The 21,641-nt window shown below is 48.9% G+C and carries 19 protein-coding genes and 2 riboswitches; of the genes, 4 read left to right on the top strand and 15 right to left on the bottom strand.

Annotation, left to right across the window (positions count from 1 at the left end):
- Positions 1-2 precede the first annotated feature (2 nt).
- The 3 genes from parC to KNO87_RS08345 all read right to left on the bottom strand — a co-directional run bounded on the left by parC (position 3) and on the right by KNO87_RS08345 (position 4,909).
- Entirely contained in the window at positions 3-2,408 is a 2,406-nt protein-coding gene (parC, locus tag KNO87_RS08355; RefSeq protein WP_214794970.1) for a DNA topoisomerase IV subunit A, read from the bottom strand.
- Between the two features lie 2 nt (positions 2,409-2,410).
- Positions 2,411-4,378, bottom strand: a complete 1,968-nt coding sequence (gene parE, locus KNO87_RS08350) for a DNA topoisomerase IV subunit B (protein WP_214788035.1) — start codon at positions 4,376-4,378, stop codon at positions 2,411-2,413.
- A 126-nt stretch (positions 4,379-4,504) separates the two neighbouring features.
- Entirely contained in the window at positions 4,505-4,909 is a 405-nt protein-coding gene (locus KNO87_RS08345; protein WP_211782816.1) for a CoA-binding protein, read from the bottom strand.
- A 338-nt stretch (positions 4,910-5,247) separates the two neighbouring features.
- Between KNO87_RS08345 and KNO87_RS08340 the strand changes: the two genes are divergently transcribed.
- Together KNO87_RS08340 and KNO87_RS08335 are read left to right on the top strand one after the other, a co-directional pair.
- Positions 5,248-6,300, top strand: a complete 1,053-nt coding sequence (locus tag KNO87_RS08340; RefSeq protein ID WP_214794968.1) for a GGDEF domain-containing protein — start codon at positions 5,248-5,250, stop codon at positions 6,298-6,300.
- Entirely contained in the window at positions 6,297-7,310 is a 1,014-nt protein-coding gene (locus KNO87_RS08335; RefSeq protein ID WP_214794966.1) for a tyrosine-type recombinase/integrase, read from the top strand. The genes KNO87_RS08340 and KNO87_RS08335 overlap by 4 nt, the downstream gene beginning before the upstream one ends.
- A 62-nt stretch (positions 7,311-7,372) precedes the next feature.
- Here KNO87_RS08335 and KNO87_RS08330 read toward each other — a convergent pair whose 3' ends face one another.
- The 3 genes from KNO87_RS08330 to KNO87_RS08320 are packed head-to-tail and all read right to left on the bottom strand — an operon-like array spanning position 7,373 to position 10,948.
- Complete coding sequence (locus KNO87_RS08330) at positions 7,373-8,512, bottom strand: hypothetical protein (RefSeq protein WP_214794964.1); 1,140 nt, start codon at positions 8,510-8,512, stop codon at positions 7,373-7,375.
- On the bottom strand, positions 8,509-9,720 hold the full coding sequence (locus KNO87_RS08325) for a hypothetical protein (protein WP_214794963.1): 1,212 nt from the start codon (positions 9,718-9,720) through the stop codon (positions 8,509-8,511). Before KNO87_RS08325 ends, KNO87_RS08330 begins: the two co-directional genes overlap by 4 nt.
- 55 nt (positions 9,721-9,775) lie before the next feature.
- Entirely contained in the window at positions 9,776-10,948 is a 1,173-nt protein-coding gene (locus tag KNO87_RS08320) for a MalY/PatB family protein (RefSeq protein WP_214794961.1), read from the bottom strand.
- A gap of 115 nt (positions 10,949-11,063) precedes the next feature.
- Between KNO87_RS08320 and KNO87_RS08315 the strand changes: the two genes are divergently transcribed.
- Positions 11,064-11,717: a M48 family metallopeptidase gene (locus KNO87_RS08315; protein ID WP_214794959.1), complete on the top strand. Its 654-nt coding sequence runs from the start codon at positions 11,064-11,066 to the stop codon at positions 11,715-11,717.
- A 21-nt stretch (positions 11,718-11,738) separates the two neighbouring features.
- Here the strand turns inward: KNO87_RS08315 and KNO87_RS15510 are convergent, their stop codons facing one another.
- The 4 genes from KNO87_RS15510 to KNO87_RS08295 form a co-directional block, all read right to left on the bottom strand.
- Positions 11,739-12,644, bottom strand: coding sequence for a methyl-accepting chemotaxis protein (locus tag KNO87_RS15510; protein WP_214794957.1), 906 nt, complete (start codon positions 12,642-12,644; stop codon positions 11,739-11,741).
- 157 nt (positions 12,645-12,801) lie between these two features.
- Positions 12,802-14,088 (bottom strand): hypothetical protein, encoded by a 1,287-nt coding sequence (locus KNO87_RS08305; RefSeq protein WP_214794955.1) that lies wholly within the window; start codon positions 14,086-14,088, stop codon positions 12,802-12,804.
- Positions 14,085-15,380 carry a hypothetical protein gene (locus tag KNO87_RS08300; protein ID WP_214794953.1) on the bottom strand — a complete coding sequence of 432 codons (1,296 nt, stop codon included), beginning with the start codon at positions 15,378-15,380 and terminating at the stop codon, positions 14,085-14,087. The genes KNO87_RS08305 and KNO87_RS08300 overlap by 4 nt, the downstream gene beginning before the upstream one ends.
- A gap of 99 nt (positions 15,381-15,479) precedes the next feature.
- On the bottom strand, positions 15,480-15,863 hold the full coding sequence (locus tag KNO87_RS08295) for a DUF302 domain-containing protein (protein ID WP_214788001.1): 384 nt from the start codon (positions 15,861-15,863) through the stop codon (positions 15,480-15,482).
- A gap of 161 nt (positions 15,864-16,024) precedes the next feature.
- Here KNO87_RS08295 and KNO87_RS08290 point away from each other — a divergent pair, with 161 nt between their 5' ends.
- A complete protein-coding gene (locus KNO87_RS08290) occupies positions 16,025-16,420 on the top strand; it encodes a Spx/MgsR family RNA polymerase-binding regulatory protein (protein WP_214692466.1) in 396 nt (131 codons plus the stop codon).
- Positions 16,421-16,450: 30 nt separating this feature from the next.
- Here the strand turns inward: KNO87_RS08290 and KNO87_RS08285 are convergent, their stop codons facing one another.
- From KNO87_RS08285 to KNO87_RS08265, 5 genes are all read right to left on the bottom strand, one after another.
- Positions 16,451-17,113: a methionine ABC transporter permease gene (locus KNO87_RS08285; RefSeq protein ID WP_214794951.1), complete on the bottom strand. Its 663-nt coding sequence runs from the start codon at positions 17,111-17,113 to the stop codon at positions 16,451-16,453.
- Positions 17,085-18,119 carry a methionine ABC transporter ATP-binding protein gene (locus KNO87_RS08280; RefSeq protein WP_214794949.1) on the bottom strand — a complete coding sequence of 345 codons (1,035 nt, stop codon included), beginning with the start codon at positions 18,117-18,119 and terminating at the stop codon, positions 17,085-17,087. The genes KNO87_RS08285 and KNO87_RS08280 overlap by 29 nt, the downstream gene beginning before the upstream one ends.
- 11 nt (positions 18,120-18,130) lie before the next feature.
- Entirely contained in the window at positions 18,131-18,952 is an 822-nt protein-coding gene (locus KNO87_RS08275; RefSeq protein ID WP_214794947.1) for a MetQ/NlpA family ABC transporter substrate-binding protein, read from the bottom strand.
- A gap of 72 nt (positions 18,953-19,024) precedes the next feature.
- Positions 19,025-19,128: riboswitch (SAM riboswitch) on the bottom strand.
- 41 nt (positions 19,129-19,169) lie between these two features.
- Entirely contained in the window at positions 19,170-20,186 is a 1,017-nt protein-coding gene (locus tag KNO87_RS08270) for an iron-containing alcohol dehydrogenase (RefSeq protein ID WP_214794945.1), read from the bottom strand.
- Positions 20,183-21,358 (bottom strand): aminotransferase class I/II-fold pyridoxal phosphate-dependent enzyme, encoded by a 1,176-nt coding sequence (locus tag KNO87_RS08265; RefSeq protein ID WP_214794943.1) that lies wholly within the window; start codon positions 21,356-21,358, stop codon positions 20,183-20,185. Before KNO87_RS08265 ends, KNO87_RS08270 begins: the two co-directional genes overlap by 4 nt.
- Before the next feature lie 78 nt (positions 21,359-21,436).
- Positions 21,437-21,536, bottom strand: a riboswitch (SAM riboswitch).
- Positions 21,537-21,641: the final 105 nt, after the last annotated feature.

Raw genomic sequence — 21,641 nt, 5'->3', positions numbered from 1 at the left:
TATTAATCGAGATAGACGTCCTCAATCTCACCGAACGAATCTTCGTCAAAGACGAACGACCCGTTGGCATAGCGATCGAGTAGCGTAAGAGTTTTTGTCTTCACTTGTTTCGCTTTCTCTTTCCCGACGATATGCAATGTCTCATCGCCATGAACCGGGAGCACACGACGGATTTGGTGCGGTTTAGATTTGACCTCACGAATGAGCATTGTCCCACGAAGGTTACGGTTCGTACAGTCGAACTGGTCCTCGAGCTTCATCTTCTTGACCGCTCCGCGTTGCGTCACGAGGACGAATAACGGTGGCGTGAAGAACGAGAAGGCATCGGCGACCACGTCACCATCCTTCAGGTTCATCGCTTTGACACCGGCTGCGCGTTGTCCGACGACTGGAACGTCATCTTCTTTGAACCAGAGACCGTATCCACGCTCTGAGACGAGGAACAATTGTCCTGGACCATCACTGATTCCTGCGAAGACGACCTCATCGTCACCTTTTAGCTTCAAGGCCATGAGCGGTTTTGACTTCCGCTGTGCGTCATAGTCACGTAGCGGTGTACGTTTGACCATTCCATCTTTCGTCACGAAGAGGCAATGGGCATCCGTATCAAACGTCGAGACGACGTCTGCCGAGATGACTTGTTCCCCTTCGATCGGGACGAGGTTGGCGACGTGCTGGCCGGCGTCCTTCCACTTCGATTCTGGGATCTGGTGGATTGGGATGAGGAGATAGCTACCCTTGTTCGTCCAGACGAGCAAGTGGTCCGTCGTCATTGCCTGTGTCGTGAGGAGTGGGCGGTCTTTCTCTTTCATCTCGGGTAAGACGTCACTTGACGCACCGTATGAACGCATTGAGGCACGTTTGACGTATCCGTCTCGGCTGACGAAGACCATTGTTTCCTCGACAGCAATCATGACTTCCGTCTTCAGTTTCAATTCCTCGACTTCCGACTCGATGATCGAGCGACGGTCGTCCCCGAACTCGTCACGCAATGCCGTGAGTTCTTTCACGATCAATTTCCGTTTCGTCGCGTCCACGTCGAGGATATTCGAGAGGCGGGCGATCTCTTTTTGGAGCGCCTTTGCTTCTTTTTGCAATTCGACGATGTCCGTGTTGGTGAGTCGATACAATTGGAGCATGACGACCGCTTCGGCCTGGCGTTCCGTGAACGAGAACCGCTGCATCAGTTTGTTCTTCGCGTCCGCCTTGTCTTTTGCAGAACGAATCAATTCGAGCGTCTCGTCAAGGACAGAGATAGCTTGCTCTAAGGCATCGACAATTTCGGCACGCTTTTTCGCTTGCTCGAGTTCGAACGTCGTGCGGCGTGTGACTACTTCCTCGACGTGCTTCAAATAAGCATCGATGATTGGGAGAATCCCCATCTGTTTCGGAGTCCGATTCACGATCGAAACCATATTGTAGTTATAGGCGAGCTGCAAGTCCGTATGCTTCAAGAAGAAATGGAGGACACCTTCTGCGTCCGCTTCTTTCTTCAATTCGATGACGACGCGAAGGCCGGTCCGGTCTGTCTCATCACGGACTTCCGCGACACCTTCAACCTTTTTATCAAGTCGAAGCTCTTCCATCTTTTTGACAAGGTTCGCCTTGTTCACTTCATATGGCAGTTCCGTGATGGTGATTTGTTCACGACCACCTTTTAACTGCTCGATCTCTGACTTCGCACGGATGATGACCTTCCCTTTACCGGTCTCAAACGCCTTTAAGATGCCGTCTTTCCCCATGACCGTTCCTCCGGTCGGAAAATCAGGACCTGTGACATATGCGAGGGCGTCTGTCGCCGAATCGACCTGACCTTTCAGACGCGCGATAGCCAGGTTGAGCACTTCCGTCAAGTTATGTGGCGGGATCTCCGTCGCATAACCTGCAGAGATTCCTGTCGTCCCATTCATGAGTAGGTTCGGGAGGAGTGACGGTAAGACGAGCGGTTCTTCCGTCGAATCGTCAAAGTTCGGTGTATAGTCGACCGTATTCTTCGCGATCGACGTCAGCATGACACCGGCGATCTTCGAGAGACGCGCTTCCGTATAACGCATGGCCGCTGCCGGGTCACCGTCCATCGATCCGTTGTTCCCATGCATGTCGATGAGTGGATAACGTAATTTCCAGTCTTGTGAGAGACGTACCATCGCCTCATAGACGGACGAGTCACCGTGCGGGTGATAGTTCCCGATGACGTTCCCGACCGTCTTCGCAGACTTCCTGTACGGCTTGTCGTTCGTGTTCCCTTCATGGTGCATCGCATATAGAATCCGACGCTGTACAGGCTTGAGCCCGTCTCGCGCATCCGGCAAGGCTCGGTCTTGAATGATATATTTCGAATATCGCCCGAACCGGTCACCAACGACCTGTTCGAGAGATAAGTTTAAAATGTGTTGAATCGTCGACATCGTTACATCACTTCCTCAATCGCTTTAGTCACATGTTCATTGGCGATGATCGAATCATCTTCCTGGAGTCCGAAGGCGACGTTCTCCTCGATCCACTCACGACGATGCGTGACGTTGTCGCCCATCAAGACCGAGACACGTTTGTCCGCGACAGCCGCATCATCAACCGTGACACGGATGAGCGTACGCGTATCCGGGTTCATCGTCGTCTCCCATAACTGATCCGCGTTCATCTCACCGAGACCTTTGTAACGCTGGAGGATATAGCCTTTCTTATACACCTTGACCAACTTCTCGAGTGCCTCTTCGTCCCAGGCGTAGTCGAACTGTTCGGACTTCCCTTTTCCTTTTGAGATACGGTAGAGCGGTGGCAAGGCGACGAACACGCGGCCTGCCTCGACGAGCGGACGCATATAACGGAAGAAGAATGTGAGCAGGAGCACTTGGATATGCGCACCGTCCGTGTCGGCATCCGTCATGATGATGACCTTGTCGAAGTTACAGTCGTCCAAGTCGAAATCGTGGCCGACCCCCGCGCCGATTGCATGGATGATCGTGTTGATTTCTTCGTTTTTCATGATGTCCTGGAGCTTTGATTTCTCCGAGTTGATGACCTTCCCGCGTAATGGAAGGATTGCTTGGAACGTCCGATCACGTCCTTGTTTGGCTGAACCGCCGGCCGAGTCACCCTCGACGAGGAACAGTTCGTTCTTCGCTGCATTCTTCGATGTCGCTGGCGTCAATTTCCCGTTCAAGATGCTTGAACGTTTCTTTTTCTTGCCGTTCCGCGCCTCTTCACGTGCTTTTCGTGCCGCCTCGCGTGCCTGAGCCGCGCGAATCGCTTTTTTGATGAGCATCGTGGCCATCTGTGGGTTCTCTTCTAAGAAGATCGTCAACTGTTTCGCCATGACGCTATCGGCACTCGCACGCGCCTCTGGTGAGCCGAGTTTCGACTTCGTCTGTCCTTCGAACTGAAGGAATTCCTCTGGGATCCGGACCGACACGATGAGCGTGAGTCCCTCACGGACGTCGCCACCGTCTAGGTTCTTATCCTTCTCTTTAAGCAATCCGTTCTTGCGCGCATATTCGTTCATGATGCGGGTCATTGCCGTCTTGGCACCGACCTCATGCGTCCCGCCGTCGCGCGTCCGGACGTTGTTGACGAAAGAGAGGACGTTCTCGGAATAGGCGTCCGTGAACTGGAACGCGAGTTCGATCTCAATCTCGTTCTCTGTGCCTTCGAAATAGACGATCGGATGGAGCGTTGCCTTGTCATCGTTCAAATATTGAACGAACTCGGCGATTCCTTCTTCATAATGGAACGTCTCTTGTTTATCTGTGCGCTCATCCGTGAGGGTGATCGTCAATCCTTTTAAGAGGAATGCCGATTCACGTAATCGTTCGGCGAGCGTGTCATAGTTATATGTTGTCGTCGAGAAGATGCTTGCATCCGGTTTGAAATAGACACTCGTCCCGGTCTGACGCGTCTTGCCCGTCTCGAGGAGTGTCGTCTGTGGCACACCGCCGTCCGCGAATGTCTGCTCGAACACTTTTCCGTCGCGATGGATCGTCACGACGACCTTGCTCGAGAGCGCGTTGACGACCGAGGCACCGACGCCGTGGAGACCACCCGACGTCTTGTATCCGCCTTGTCCGAACTTCCCACCTGCGTGGAGGACGGTGAAGATGACTTCAGGTGTCGGTTTTCCTGAGGCGTGCATCCCTGTCGGCATTCCGCGTCCGTGGTCACGAACCGTGATCGCATCATTTTTGTGAATCGTCACATCGATTTGACCACCGAACCCGGCGAGCGCCTCATCGATCGCATTGTCGACAATCTCATAGACGAGATGGTGAAGTCCGCGATGGTCGGTTGACCCGATGTACATCCCCGGTCGTTTTCGTACGGCCGTGAGTCCTTCGAGCACCTGGATGGCGTCTTCATTGTAATTAAATAGATCTGTTGACATAGCAGTCACCTCAATTTCGAACACACGTTCGTTTTTCTTTCCTATTGTATAGCTGTTCATCCATTCTGGCAAGCCTCCCTTGTCAGCCATTGCTGAAAAAAAGGAGACCTACCAAGGAGGTAGGTCTTATCCGAGCAGACGAGCATGCTCCACGTACAAGCAGCGGTTCTCGATGTAATCGAGTCCGGCGTCACGAACGATTTGCTCCGCCTCAGGACTTGAGAGACCGAGCTGATTGAAGACGAGCCCGACATCCCCATGTCGTACCGCATCTTCTGCGACACCTGCTAAAAATTCGCTGCGACGGAACACGTCGACGATATCGATTCTACCCGGGATGCTCTCGACGGACGGATATGCCTTGCGACCGTTCCACTCCTCGAGCATCGGGTTGACAGGGATGACGGTATACCCGACGCGTAGCAAATACTCTGCAATCTGGTTGGCCGTCTTGTTCGGGTTGTCGGATACACCGACGACCGCGATGGTCTTCGCTTCAGACAAAAGCTGCTTCAAACGCTGATCATCCATCCAAAATCCCCCTTTGGTTTACGTTTACAGTGTAACGTTACCTTAGTTGCCGTTTCAAGTCCTATTTTCATCATAAGGTATAATGGTTCAACATTACAATTTCAAGACAAACCAATATGGTTTACATAACAAATTATTGTCTACCGTTTATTTTGCGATAAAACTTATTGACCGATAACCAATCGACTCTAGAGCAATTACGTAACTCATAAACATTGCGTGAAATATCTATTTCACGCAACGATAAATACGTTTTATAAGCGTTTTTTGAATGGTTTTGATGACTTTTATATAAAAACGATTCCTTTTTCGCTATACTGAATGAGAGGAGGTGTGAGATGGGAACAACGTATGATGCCCGTCGTGGGACGTTATATAATGAGCGCATCACTTTTTTCGGAAATGTCATCGCCTGGCTTGTTCATCTTTTGTTTTGTCTATTGTTTTGGCAATTGGATGTGACCTCACTGTTCATCTCGAACGGTGTGAGCGTCTTATATTACACGATTTCGTTCTATTTTGTACATAAACAATGGTATGGGATTTTCTTCACCGGACTCTTTATCGAGGTCGTATATAACGCCATCATCTCGACGATCATTCTAGGCTGGGATGTCAACATGCATTACTTCATTCTCATGATGGCGTATGGTGTCTTTTTCATGCCGAGCGTGACAGAGAGACAACGGATTTTGACGACCACTCTCGCAATGCTGATCTACAGTATTCTCTTTATCTATGTGTCAGACGGGATTGTGGCATTGCCGCAACACATTGAACAGACGCTCGGACTTTTTTGCATCCTTTCGACGGTCATGATGATTGCCGGTCTCTCGTTTATCTTTGAGAAAGCCGTCGTCGAGGTGACGGATGAACTCGAGCTGTCAAATGAGCGATTACAACGCCTTGCTTCTACGGACGGATTGACCGGGCTATTGAATCGGAAAGCCGGGCACGAGCGCGTCTCCGAAGCGATTGAACAAGCGGGGCGTGATGGTGACCCTTACGCTTTAGTGCTCTGTGATATCGACCGATTCAAATCGTTCAACGAGACGTACGGTCATGATTGCGGAGACCGCGTCATCCAACAAGTAGCGGCTACCCTATCTTCCATCGATGGCATTGTAGTCCGCTGGGGCGGCGAAGAGTTTTTACTCTTTATCTCTGAACAATCCGAAGATGTTTACGCGTCGGTCGAACAATTACGGCGTCAAATCGATGCAACGTATCTGGAATATGAGGGTGAGCGTCTCCGTGTTACGATGACGTTCGGTCTCGCGGTCCGCATGCAAGAGGACGCGTTAGAAGAGATTGTAAAAGAGGCGGATCATTATTTACGCGAAGGAAAACGAAATGGGAAGAACCAAGTCAGAACAGGAGGGGTTCGATGAGTATTTTCCGCCAACTCGGTCATCGACCGACAACTGCGACGACAAAACGATTCGAGTTGAATGGGTTGCATCGATTACCGGAATTTATCCAACATTTTTTCCATCACTTAGCCGCCAAACACTACTCGAAGCAGACGGCTCAACGATATGTCTATGATGTGTTGGACTTCTTCCGGTGGGTCGAACATGTAAGTGGGACCGAACTCGATCCTGAAACGATTGAGTTGGTCGCATTTACAGAAATTGACCATGCGGGTGCAGAAGCGTATGCGACCTATCTTGCGCTCGAGCTCGAGAATGCGCCGAGCGTTATCAATCGAAAACTCTCGACGCTGCAGTCACTTTTCAACTACTTGATTGAGACGAATCAGGCAACGGTCAATCCGTTCCAAACCGTGGAGCGTCCGAAACGGGGAAAACGGAACCCTGTCTATTTGACAGAGTCGGAATGGCTCGATTTCTCGACGCTTGTACGAAGCAATGTCGGGATGACAAATCGTGAGGCGAGCTGGTATGAGGCAAATCGCGAACGCGACTTTCTAATCATCCAACTGCTCGGGCTAACCGGTATGCGCGTATCAGAACTCGTCGGGCTCAACTGGTCTGATATCAACTTTGAGACCGAGACAATCCGTGTCATCGGTAAAGGGAACAAAGAGCGCCTCATCCCGATTGCAGGTCCACTACAGCCCCTTCTCATCGAATATCGCCAAAAGTCGAGTGAGGGAGCATTGTTTCAGAACGAGAAAGGAAAAAGAATCGCTGTCCGCACGGTTCAACACATGTTAAAAAGTCATATCGATCGGTTGAAATCGTTTCTCCCTTTCTTGACTTATAAACAAGTGACACCACATAAGCTTCGCCATACGTTCGCTTCTCGACTGGCGATGAGCGGAATCGATGTGTTGACGATTCAACAGCTGCTCGGTCATGAATCTGTGGCAACAACACAAGTGTATGCCCATATCGGTGATGAACGAAAAAAACACGCTATATCAGGTTTACAGTAATATGTTATGTAAACTATATATCCAAATATAAACACCACCTAATTAATGGGTGGTGTTTATATTTATGTGCTAGACATTGACAAGATTAAAACGGCATCATCGATGACCATATAATAGGCGTTGTCATATGCGAAGCGTTCCTCTGTCTCTAAGTCGAAAATGACGACACCACTCGTAAGACCTTCCGTGAATTCGTGGACGAGATAGCGCCGACCAATGACACGTTCAAACGGTTCCACATCGATATAGCGCGCTCCAGTCGCCATATCAATGACTTCGGTGTGCATGTCGCTCTCATCGACTTTTATGAAAATTGTCGAACTGACATCATCATATGTGAAGTCGAGCGGTTCATAGGCACCCCAGTCGACCACTGCTACTTCGTGTAACACGTCAGGCGCAGTCAAATCATAGATCACTTCTTCATTCAACGAGTCGACAAACGCCGAAAATCGGAGAACGCTTTCCTTTTCACCCAAATATTGAACCGTGTCCCCTTCTCCATGTAATCGAAGAATGTCATCGAACGGTAATTCCTCTCGTTGATTAAAGACCGCCTCGACCGCCTCCTCGAGTGGACAGATGAGGAGCGCCTCCGAATGATCAATCGGATCGTCTGGGGAAATTCGCCCATTGTCGAGGGCATCGTAGTAGTCGAATTCATCGAGTCTGGCGTTACAGACAATGTAGGAGATGCCTTCAAATGTGGTCGTGAACAAGTAAAGCTCCCGGAACCGCTCCGTCTTCCCGACTAGACGCTCGTCTCGAATGCGCTCCTGCTGACCGGTCACGCGATCATACAACCATGCTTCGTCAGACGATTCAAACGCCGTCAAAAAGAGGAAGTAACGCTGATCGAGTACCCAGAACAGTGTACTGTTTCCTCGTTTTTCAAACGTCGTCACGACCTCCTCTTTCCCTGATTTATAAGAGAAAGAAATCAACTCTGTCTTGATCACGCCATCGTCACTTGGGATCTCGTTCAAGAAGTACACGACGTCCCCATCTACGAAGAGTTTCGAATATCCGTAGTCTTCATAAGGTCGTCGGTTCAACTGGGTAATCATCCCGTCCTCTTCATCAAAGCGATACAGGGAAAAAGTCGTCTGGTCTTTCTTTTCTCGATAGTAGACCGAAGACGAAGTGACTGCAATCAAGTCTTCATGATCGATCGGCATGGCACGTGCGTCAACAATTCTCATAAGGCACCTCTTTCATGTCCGGATTCGGCAGGTTCGACAGTGACAAGGCCAGGTGGTCGTTTCGGGAACGTGATGCGAAGATGGGCATACTCAATCACATTCTGGTGCGGGTGATTTTTGTCAATCCAGCGAATACGTTGCTGATTCGCTAAAGCATGACCAATCTTCTCTTCCATCTGGAATTTCGAGATATCCCGATATGCGACTTCTTGGATGTAGGTTTCTTCATCGGTCTCAAACTGTTGCCAAATCCCCATGACCAGTTGACCGAGTGCCGACACGCGGCGTTCCGGTAGCGTGATCGTCCCCAATGTTCGGCTCACTTCCTTCAGACACTCATTCGGGTCATCCGATACGGCAAACAGTCGATTCGCCGTATTGTTCATGACGCGATAGCGACGCTTGCCGCTCTCGAGCCTGAGGACTTGAGCGTATGGCTCGACCGGTACACCGTGAAAGAATGTCTCTGTCCCGCCCCAAGCAAATCCGAAGGAAGGGTCGAACTTTCGAATCGTCTGCATGAACGACATCATAAAGTCTTCAACCTCTCTCCGCTCGAGACGAAGCCACTCCGCAAGGGCGAGTGTCCCTTTGTCTTTGGAGATACGGTCGACCGGGAAGAAGAGTTCTCCGTCTGCCAAACGATGGGATTTCAATTCAACGCCATCTGCCCGATAATCAGTCGACGGTCTCCCGCCCCTACCCGCGTAAATGACCCATTCCTCGTCTGTGCTCTCGATAGCATACGCCTGATGGGCCCATGGTGGGGTCACATACAGCGCTGGATATTCTTCGAACGTGTCAAGATGGATGTAAGACCGGTCATTCCACAAGTGGGCGACGAGTCGAACAACTTCTCCCGTCTCTGAATCTTTTGGGGTGATATAGTTCCCGGTATCGCCGATGAACGTCAGTATATGAAATCCATAACCATTGTACAAATGACGCACAATCCGTTCGAACACGGCTGTTACCATTCGCTCGAATAGAGGATGGTCCTCATTTCGGTCAAGCGTCGGCGAATCGACCGTGCACATGAGCCAACCCATCCGCTCATACAATCGGACACGCAGCGGATAAGAAATCAACGGAGAAGAACTCGTATGAATCTCAGTCAAGCGAATATTGGACATATTTTCGACTTGCAAGGTGAATCCACTTCGCCTTAACTGTTCCTCCATCTTTTTCTTCCAATTGATTGTCTCCATCTCATCCACTCACTTTCTCTCATCGTCTCACTGTGAATTTTTCCCGATTCTCGTTTTACACAAACGCCTTTCGTTCCATTTGAGCGCTCAGACGATGAATCGCCTCCTCCAACAATTCTCGACGTGTCCCGATATTCATCCGTTCAAACGACTCACCTTGAGGACCGAACGGGCTTCCAGGGGATAGGAAGATTCGAACGTCTTGATGAAGCCAAGACTTCCGCTCTTCGGCAGACATCGGGAGCTTAGAAAAGTCGATCCACAATAAATAGCTCGCCTCAGGACGCGCCGTACGGAGCATTGGCAGATTCGATTCGATTGAATCGATGACCTCGTTCATTTGTTGTTCAAGTTCTTCGCGTAACTGATCGAGCCATTGTTCCGCACGTTTATCGGTATAGGCCGCAACGATGGCCGTATTCGCAAAAGGTGTCGGAAGAACGTGATGTTTATTCTGTACTTTCGTGATCTGCTTCCGCCAATCGTCGACCGGACAAATGATATATGAGGCAAATAGCCCAGCGATGTTAAACGCTTTTGAAGGTGCGCTAACTGTGATCACCCGAGGGTCAAGTGAACCGATTGCGGTATGCTTTTGGGATGGGAATGTCAAATCCGCATGAATCTCATCTGCGACGACAACCACATCATATCGATTTGCGAGTTCCACGACTCTCTCGAGTTCTGTTCTCGTCCAGACACGTCCGACAGGGTTATGTGGGGAACAGAGTAAGAAGAGTGAGGCTTGCTTCATCGCTTCTTCTAGAGCGACAAAGTCCATCTCGTACCGTCCATCGTTTTCTTTCAACGGTGCATCGAATACCTGACGTTTCGAGCCGACGACGAGTTCATGGAACGGTGGGTAAACAGGTGACTGAATGACAACACCATCCCCGACTTCAGTCAGTGCCTCAACGATATGCGTCAACGCAGGAACAACCCCACTTGAAAACAAGACATGTTTCGGGTCGACAACTAAATCGTGACGTCGCCCGTACCAAGAGCGGACCGCTTCCTGCGCTTCAGGCGCGAACAACGTGTATCCAAATTCTCCTTGAGCGGCTTTTTTGGCGAGTGCCTCCGAAATAGACGGTGCAGTACGGATATCAATATCGGCCACCCAGAGTGGCAATACATCTTCAGATAGATGGAACCAACGATCCAACCCATCCCACTTCACCGAATTCGTTCCTGTACGTTCAAGTTGTTGTTGTAAAATTGATTTCATGTTCATCCCTCCTTCCCTTACTGTATCAAAGTTGGTTCGGCTGCGTGCCAAAAAAGCATGGCGGTTTCTTCCCGACTTCGATATACTCAATCGAGATATGGAGAGGAGGTTACGGATGAACGTCAACATCGTCAGACAGAAACGAAGGAAAAAAGCTGCATTTTATGTCACACCTAATGGCATCGAGCTACGCATCCCAGCGCGTTTGTCAAAACGAGTCGTCGATTGGATTTTAGAAGAACACGCAACATGGATTCGCCATACATGTCATAACCTTCCGAAACAGACGTCTGTACTCAATGAGGGGCTCGTCTTTCATGGGAAAAATTATCCGACCCAAAAAGATGATGGGACGACACTCCGATATGACGGTTCCTCTTTTTTCGTCCCGAGGGATTGGGACGAGATCACCTTAATAAGATCCTACGAAGCGTGGTTACGTGAACGAGCACGTGAATATGTGATTGAACGTGCACCGATTTACGAACAGTCTTTAGGAGTTAAAGCAAAAAAGATTCGCATCGGTCACCAAAAGACACGCTGGGGATCCTGTAGTTCAACTGGGACTATCTCCATCAATGTCCGCCTCATGCTGGCACCGAAAGAGATGATGGATTACGTCATCGCTCACGAATGGACACATCTCGTCCATTTCGATCACTCAGCCTCATTTTGGGATACGTTACGAACCGTTTATCCTAAAACGGATGATGCGAAGGCGTGGTTGAAGCAAAACGGACATACGTTGCAACTCAAAAAAACCGACTGACCCGTCAAAGGGTCAATCGGTTCATAAGTTGGAAGTGAACGTGTCAGCCGTATCATGTAACTCGGCTGCCGCTTGCTCGAACGTATGGAAACGCTCCATCGTCTGTTCCATCGTCTTTGCGCTCAACTGGATCTCTTGATTGGATGCGGTGACCCCTTCTACAATCTTACGTAGCTCGACGTTCATCCCTTCCGTGTTCGAGTTGACGTCGATGACCGCTCGTTCGACCATACGGGACAAGTTACGTACTTCCGTCGCCACGACATTGAATCCTAGCCCATGTTCACCAGCACGGGCCGCTTCAATGGCGGCATTTAAAGACAATAGATTCGTTTGTGCTGCGATCTCTTTGATGGACAAGGCGATTTTAGCGATGTCATCAGCTTGACGACGCAAGTTCTGAAGGGCGTGAAGGTTTTCCGCTGCATCTTTGGCAAGACGTTCAATCGTCTCATTCAATACTTTTGTATCTTGCATGCCTGTCTTCGCTCGTTCGTCGAGCACATCGGTCATCGATTTGAAACGATATGCATAATCCTCAATGACTTGTTGACGCTCTGTGATATCCGATGCAATTTTGACGACACCGATTACGTCATCCCCTTCAAAGATTGGCATATACGTTGCCTCGAGCCAAATCGTCTCTCCTTTTGCGTTTTCGCGCTCCACTTTATCCGAGAAACTGAATCCGCTCCATAATTTCTCCCAAAACGCCGTGTACTCCGGGCTATTCACAAAAGAGGAAGGACAGAACAAATGGTGTTGCATGCCAATCATCTCTTCACGTCTATATTTCATCGCTTTTGCGAACGTATCGTTCACATCGACGACCCGGCGTTGCCGATCAAATCGAATCATCGCCATATTCGTCTCGATGGAACGAAATACATCATCTGAATGAATTACTGTCTGGTTCAATGTACTCATCAACTATAGCAACCTTTCTTCTTCGTAGGATATTCGTACTAAATCGTGAATCTCAGTGTAACGTATTGAGCTATTTGTCATTGCCTACTTTTTGTATAGAAGGTCAATATCTTGATTTTGAAGTATTTACCAAATGAAAAGACGCCAACTGGCGCCTTTACTCTTTTAAGTCTGGAAAGTAGCTGAAGAACGTTTCTGCACCTGCGCTCGTCAATTTAAACGTCTGATTCTGCTTGGCATCGGTTAAGTACACATCCACTTTTTTTGAGCGCTTCTTAAAGCTTAATTGAAACTCCTGACCGACCCATCCGTCGATGATGGTAAGAAGTGAATACTCTTCTACATCTCCTGAGCGCTTGACCGGTTCTGCCCCATCGATGGCGTCCATCAAATCAGACATGTCAATCCCTGCAGCGCGCAACACGTTCGGATAATCAATCGTTGCCTTTCCGTTTAAAGGGGTCTTATGGACGAAAACGAATGGACCACTTGGTACGGCAGGATTCGATTCGATGTCTGCTTCAATCGATTTAGCCGTCGCAAATTCGCGTTCCGTGTAGGTGAGACGGACGTCTTTCGTCACACGTTTTCCGTTCTCCACAAAAGAGAACGTGTAGAGCGGTGTCTCGACTCCGGGTTCGAGCGAGTCTGCTTGCAATACCCGCTCGACCTGTAACCCTTCAAATTGCTTTGGTTGAAAATAATCGGTTTCGGTCATCGTGACAACCGGATCGTAGGAAAGTAACCCACTTTCGGACTCTGCGAAAAAATAAGCCTTTTGGGATTGCTCGTCGTAGCCGAGTGCGATCGTCACAACTCCCATTTGCGCGTTGTAAGGTTCAATGATGGAGAGCGGAAAGATGCCTTCGTCTTCTCCGATGGTTAATGTAATACTTCCATTCAAGGAAGGGGTCACTTGAATCATCGTTCCGTCAACTAAATTGACAGGGACTTCGAATATATCGGAATAATCGCTCCCCTTGACACTCTCCTCTTGCTCCCTCGTTGCAATCCCGATAGTCGGGACGATTGGGATGGTGACGCCTTTTGATGCTTGAACAAACGAAGGGAGTTCCTCAATCAGTCCGACTCTCATCTTTGGAGAAAAACCATCCTGACAAATGGCATAGTTCTGCTCTCCTTTTACATACGTCACTAACTTATAGGCATGTGCATCGTAGTCCGAAATCATGGCTTTTCGGTTCAATGCATACGAATGATAGACCGTGACGTCTTCATTGATTTGGGGAATCGGGTCATCGGTACATGCATGGAGTAAATCGCTCGCCCACGTCTCCGGCCCGATATCAAAGCTGTTCGAGTTCATGTCTCGTACAACCCATTGCGCTGGCATATGCTCAAGTTTGACGACACTTACTTCTTCCCCACCACAACCCGATAAAATTCCAACTGCACATAACGTGAATAGCATTCGTTTCATCATGACTCTTTGTACTCCGGGAAAATATCCAAGAACACTTCCGCTCCTTTGCTCGATAGTTTAAACGTCTGATCGCGAAGCGGATCTGTCAGATAGATATCAAGTTTTTTTGACCGCTGTTTATAGCTAATTTCAAATTCTTGCCCTTTCCATCCTTCCGTCAACGTCAAGTATCGATAGTCTGCAGGCTCACCTTTACGGCCGACCGGTTCTGCCTCCTTTAATACTTCCATGACTTGTTCAGATTCTTCCGTCGAGATTTCGATAAAATCAGGATAAGTGAGTGCATTCTCGTCAAACGGTTTACGGTGCGCAACGACTCTCGGTCCTTTTTCTGAATCATGCATCCATTCCTCATAAATAGAGGCAGGTTCTTCGCCTTCCTTTAGTAAAGTTCCAGAAATATAGCGCATCGTCATTGTTTCAGTCACGGGTTCGCCATCTTTTATGTAGTGGAATGAATATAAGGGAACCGCTTCTCCTTCCTTTAATTCTCCGGGTTCGACAATGGTATCCACGCTTAACTCCTCAAATCCTTGATTTTCCATCGACTCGTAATCATCCATATCTGCAAATTTGAAAGAGCGTTGCATGAAATATTGACGATCAAATGAGTAAAGGGTATATGGCTGAAGCGTTTTCTCATCATATCCGATGGCGAACTGCGGAGTAGGCATCTCGATTCCTCTCGGTTCAAATTGAACGATTGGATGTCTGGTCGTCTTGTCGCCAAGTTCTATTTCGAGTTCTCCAAAAAGAGCTGGTTGAATTTCAAGTAATGTATGTAAGAATGGCGTGATTCTATTTCCATCAATCTCCGCAAAATCCGCCTTCAGTAAGTTATTCTGTTCCATCGTAGCCGCCTGTTCGACTCTTGGTAAATGTTGAACTTCAATTCCTTCGTTCGTATTCACGAAAGTTGGGAATGAATCAATCTTTTGCGCTACGAACTGATTTGTGTAGCTTTCGCGACAAACCGCATATCGTTCATCCCCCTCTAAATAGGTAACCACCTTCATCGAGTACGGATCCATGTATGGAACGACTCCCTTTCGCCCAGCAAACACTGTCTGATACACAGTGATATCTCCCTTTAGTTCAGTCGTACGTTCACCCTCACACGCCTTGAGTACTTCTTTCGTTTCGTTGATTTGAACGATTTCTCCTTCTTCCGTATAACTATCGACATTCCATTGATTTTCTATGTAATCCAGTTGAATCACTTCTATATCAGATGCTCCACATGCGCTTAACAAGGACGCGCCAAGTAAGATTGTCATACCACGTTTGAACATACAATCCCTCCACTTTTGATCATATTCCAATTTTACCATTATCTAACTGTCCTATACGAAAAAAATCCGCCCAAGTTTCATGAGCGGATGGTACTTCAGTTATTTACAGTGGTCGATCGCACGTTGCAGTCTAGATTCGACGTCTGCCGCGATGGCCTGTAACGATTCATCGTCAATGAGACGAATCAATGTGGTCGGTTTAGGCATGCCAATATGTGTATGATTGTCTTTTTCAAACACGGCGATTTTACATGGAAGGAAGTAACCTCCTTCTAGATGTTGCGACAGCACTTCTTTCGCCGCCTTCGGGTTGCATACTTCTAGGATGCGATACTTCCCATCGATTGCTTGACCCTTTTTCTCTAACGTTTCACTCAAATCAAAATCCCATAGCACGCCAAACGATTCTTCTTTCAACGTTTCACCTAGACGGTCGATGACGTCATCCACGGTACGGTCAGACTGTACAGTATAGTCAAACATCTTCATTCCTCCTTATGTGGTTGCTCTTGAAACCTGTACCCGTCCGAAGTCGTCTTCAATCAAAAAGAAACTGTATGTGATTTGAAACATAATCACGGTTCGTACCGTATAAAGAGAGATAATAGTTAGAACCAAACTGATGTAAAGGAGAAGTGGTTGTCGTGACGGTCACGGTATTCACGCATACGAGCTGCAGTTCTTCCAGAAAAACGATTGATTGGTTGCGGGAACAAAAGATTCCCTTCATCGAAAAGAAATTGACAGACCAAGGCCTATCCTTTGGTGAATTTAAAGAAATGTTGAGTCTGACTGAGAATGGGACGACCGACTTGTTGTCGGTACAAAAGAGTGTGTATAAGCAAGCGGCAGAGAAACTCGATGAGATGTCGATTCGTGAACTATATAGTTTTGTCGCATCAAACCCTCAAATTTTGAAAAGCCCTATCGTCTTTGACCATCATCGCATCCAAGTAGGTTTCAGTGAAAAGGAGATTCGGACGTTTATTCCTCGAAATGACCGCATCGCTGAATTAAAACGCTTGCTCCACAACGCATAAATCGTGTCGCTAAAGCGACACGATTCTTTTTTAGGCTCGTTTTAGTTTGGCTGCCAATCGGTTTCCGAATGACTGGATCGATTGAACGAGAAGGATCAGGACAAAAATCGTCACATACATGACTTCTGGTTCGAAACGAAGGTGCCCGTATTGATACGCGATATCTCCAAGCCCACCGGCTCCGACGAGACCGGCCATGGCCGTCGCGCCAATCAGACCGATCGTTGCGATCGTCAATCCGAGAACGATGGAAGAGCGTGCCTCTCGAATGAGGACGTACCAGATAATCTTTCTCGTCGAGATCCCCATCGCCTCATATGCCTCGATGACCCCGCGATCGACTTCAAGAAGAGCAGACTCCATGAGACGAGCGATATACGGCGCGGTGAAGACGATGAGTGGTAGCAGCACACCTTGTACCCCGATGGTCGTGCCCATGATGAACCGTGTGAACGGTAAGATGAAAAACAATAGAATGATGAATGGAATCGAGCGGATGACGTTGATGACGCTCGACAATCCACCATAAACGAATCGGTTCGCAAGACGCCCGTTCGGTCTCGTCAGTACGAGCAACGTCCCGAGCGGAAGTCCGATCAAGGTCGAGATAAGGAGCGCGATACTTGTCATCGTCAACGTTTGAATCGTCCCCGTCCAAATCAGGTCACCCCAGTCTGTCCAGAACTGTTGCATGGTTCGACACCTCCCTTACGTTTACGCCGCTCGTCTTCAAATAACGGACAGCAAGTTCTGTTTGATCGTGATCCCCATCAAGGTGAACGAGCAGATTTCCGACAAGACCCGCTTTTAATTTCTTGATCCCGCCTCCGATGATGTTCGGTAGGATGCCGAATCGTTTCGTCAATTGGGCGAGCACAGCCTGTTCCGTCTGACTGCCGATGAACGATAGATGGACGAGTGTGCCACGCGTCTGTAATTCCGACACGACTTCTTCCGGGACGTCGAGGTTCGTCTTCAAGAACCGTTGCGTCGTTTCGTGTCTTGGATTTGAGAAGACATCCAACACATTCCCTTGCTCGATGATTTCGCCGTGATCGATCACCGCAACCCTGTCACAAATTCGCTCAATCACTTCCATCTCATGCGTGATGAGAAAAATCGTCAAACCGAGCTTTCGGTTGATCTCGAGCAATAGCTCTAAAATAGATTCCGTCGTCTCAGGGTCAAGCGCGCTCGTCGACTCGTCACTGAGGAGGATGTCCGGTTCATGTGCGAGCGCACGAGCAATGGCGACGCGCTGTTTTTGTCCGCCTGATAATTGTTCTGGGTAATGGTTCCGATGTTCGGATAGACCGACGATGTCGAGGTAGCGGTCGACCCGTTCACGGATGACTCCTTTCCCGAGTCCTTCGAGGCGGAGCGGGATGGCGACATTTTCTTCAACGGTCGCAGTCTTCAATAAGTTGTAATGTTGAAAGATCATCCCGATTCGCTGACGTAGCGAAGAGAGTTCTTTTTTCTTTAATTGTGTAATGTCTTGTCCCTCAATCTCAACGACACCTGTCGTCGGTCGTTCCAATAGATTGATCATCCGGATGAGCGTACTCTTACCGGCACCGCTTCGACCGATGATGCCGAAAATCTCCCCTTTTTCGATTGTGAGGGAGACGTCGTCGAGCGCGGTAATCGTATCTCCATTGACGTGAAATTGCTTTGTGATGTGTTTCAGTTCAATCATCGAATCCCTCCTTAGAACGCTGGTACGACAGAACCATTGAATTCTTCTTCGATGAAAGTACGTACTTCATCCGAATGGTAGTATGACTTCAACGTCTCGACAACTTCATCTTCTTTATTGGCTGAACGGACAACGACATAGTTCGGGTACGGGTTATCGACCGTGTCTTCGTGGAAAAGCGCGTCTTCGTTGATCGAAAGGCCAGCTCCCATCGCGAAGTTCGTATTGATTGCTGCAAGCGCCACTTCCGGAAGCTGTGTCGGGAGCTGTGAGGCTTCAAGTTCGATAAATTCAAGGTTGAGTGGATTCTCGGCGATGTCACGCTTCGTCGCCTTATCCGTCAGACCTTCTTTCAATGTGATGAGACCAGCCGTCTCGTATAGACGGAGCGCTCGAAGTTCGTTCGCCGGGTCATTCGGTACCGCCACTTTATCCCCTTCTTTTAAATCCTTGATATCCTTCAACTTCTCAGAATACAGCCCCATCGGGAAGGCGACCGTTTTGAATACGTCGTCAATCTTGTAGCCTTTATCTGATTTTTGAAGTTCTAAGAACGAGAGCGTCTGATAACTGTTCACGTCGAGACTGCCTTCGTCGAGAGCAGTGTTCGGTGTGTTGTAATCATTGAATACTTTAATGTCGATTTCAAGCCCGTCCTCTTTCGCGAGTTCTTGCACTTTCTCTGCAATCTGCTCGTGTGGGCCACCGGTCACTCCGATCGTCAGTTCTTCCGTGCTGAGCGTCTCGCTCGCCTCGGATTGTCCACACGCGGAAAGTGCGATTGCTGCAAGAAATGATGTACCTGCCAAAAGTGTTTTTTGTTTGATGTTCATGAATATTTCCTCCTCCAAATGAAAGCCCGCTACTCACGAAGAGCGGCGGGCACGACAAGTGAAAGTCGGACACGCTCATCTCCCAGACGTCTCGACTGTTGGAATTAGCACCATGATCATACTGATCTGGTTGCCGGGTTTCATCGGGCCAGTCCCTCCACCACTCTTGATAAGCAATCGGTTCTATTATTTTGTTATTATATTACTGATAAAAGCATTATTTGTAAACCATTTCTTGAAGATTTATGAGAATTTCTTTTAACCGTTCTAAATCATCGAAATCACGAAATCCTTGAATCTTGATTTCTTCACGAATCAATGTGACCAATTCATCGATTTGATCAAAACGAATACCAAGTTGCGCAAGTGAAGTTGGTGCACCGATGGATTGAAGCCAGTTCTCGAGAATTACGGTGTCCTCAGATGCTACCAGTCGCTCTTGAACCACCAATCCGAACCCCACCTTATCCCCGTGTAGCCAATGATGAGTCGAGTCAAAGCGACTGAGCGCATTATGAACGGCGTGCGCGACAGCAACACGTGTGCCGGCATCTCCAAACCCACCGACCGCACCACCGATTGCGAGGACGTGATCGACGATATATCGGATGTCCGTGCCGTAGCGACGGAAATCCTGTTCGCGGATCGACAGGTCCATCAACTTGCCACACTGTGCCGCGAGCGATAGCCCTGACTGAATGCCTGCATCCCTTGATGTCGTTCCGCTAATATATCGGGCCTCGTACCACTTTGCGACCGTATCGATCACGCCAGCCTTGAAATAGTCGTAAGGTGAATCACGTAACAGTCGTTCATCCGCGATGACGCGCTCGATGACGACCGAAAATGTGTCGTAACGGATATATGACCCTTCCTCAGTGTAGATGACGCTAAGCGGTGTGAAGGCGGCACAGTTTGACACGAGTGTTGGGACGACAATGAGCGGTACGCTCTGAGAAGCCGCGATTCGTTTTGCTGTATCAATCAATTTGCCGCCACCAACGGCAATCCATACGTCAGGTCGATAACCGTTCAACCGTTCAACTTCCTCGTCTGAACATTCTCCGGTAAATCGTACGCTCGGGAGATCCGCGAGGCGAGGCGACACGCGCACCGCCTTGCTATACCCGCTCTCCCCTCTCAAGACAAGCGCCTCCCGATTCCCGATACGCGCGGGAAGATTCTCAAGTGCGTCTTTCGAATGATCGTACTCAAGTACCGCCTGACGAATCATAGATGAACCTCCTCATAAGCCGCGAACAATTTCTCGATCCGTTCTACCGCTTCATCAATCTTCTGTTCAGACGATACGAGACCGAAGCGGATGTGGCGCTCCCCCTCTGTTCCGAAGAAATAGCCTGGTGTGACGGCGACGCCCGCCTCGTGGAGTAACTTTGTCGAGAAAGATTTTGCATCTCCCTCAGGCACTTTCGCCCATACAAAGAAGGAACCCTTCGGCGCCTCAATGTCCCACCCGGCACGGCGTAATCCGTCAATCAGTCGGTTTCGTCTTGTTTCATAAAGCGACGCGAGGTCGTCACGGAGTTCGCGAGGTGACTCGAGCGCCACGATGGCCGCCTCTTGAATGGCCGAGAAGACAGATACATGGACGTGGTCTTGATAGGTGTTGATTGCCTCGATAATGTCAGCATTCCCGACCGCGAACGCGACACGCCATCCTGACATATTGAATGCTTTCGACATTGTATAGACTTCGATTCCAATTTCTTTCGCCCCTTCGGCTTGAAGGAAACTCGGAGGAACGTGACTATCGAACCCGATGCTTCCATATGCAAAGTCATGGACGACCATCACATCATGTTGTTTGGCGAATGCGACGGTGTCCTCAAAAAATGCCGGTGTTGCGACAGCACCCGTCGGATTGCTCGGATAGTTCAAATACATGAGTCGAGCGTGAAGCGGATCGAGTGTCGAATAGTCCGGAAGGAAGCCGTTTTCTTCTTTTAACGTCAAATCGATGATCTCGGCACCGGCAAGACGTGCCCCCGAGATATAGTCCGGATACCCTGGGTTCGGCAGTAGGATGCCGTCACCCGGTTCGAGAAGGCATTGTGGGAGTGTGATCAGACCTGATTTACTGCCGATCAAGATAGCGACTTCCCGTTCCGGGTCGAGTTCGACACCATATTCCCGAGAATAAAATGATGCGACCGCTTCTTTTAAGCGCGCTTGTCCGCGAAACGGACCGTATTGGTGTGTCGACGGGTCCGTGATGGCACGTTCGAGCGCCTCACAGATTGGAGCGGGAGTCGGTAAGTCGGGCGTCCCTTGTCCGAGCCGGATAACGGTCTTTCCACTAGCTTCTACCGCCGCGACCTCTTCTGCTAATCCGACGAAGTGTTGGGTTGGTAAAGATTTTAATAATTGTGAACGTCTGTCTGCCATGATTCTTCCTCCTGATACGAAAAAACACCCCTTTCTGAGGAAAGGGGTGCTCAATACAGACGTATGTAGTCAACCACCTTCCCATCTCTCAAGGTCACCTTGCTGGAATTAGCACAGTATTTTGCAATCTGTTGCTGAAGCTTCATCGGGCCAGTCCCTCCGCTTCTCTTGATAGAAAGTGTTATTCGCTATGTAATTTTAGTATGTCCCTAAGTTAACCAGACATTTCCAACGGTGTCAAACATTTTTTTCAAGGTGAACATCTATTGAATCCTTTTCAAAA

This window comes from Exiguobacterium sp. s34, from assembly GCF_018617435.1.
In the GTDB taxonomy this organism is placed as follows: Bacteria; Bacillota; Bacilli; order Exiguobacteriales; family Exiguobacteriaceae; genus Exiguobacterium; species Exiguobacterium aestuarii.
This window is presented reverse-complemented; position numbering and strand designations above follow the sequence as displayed.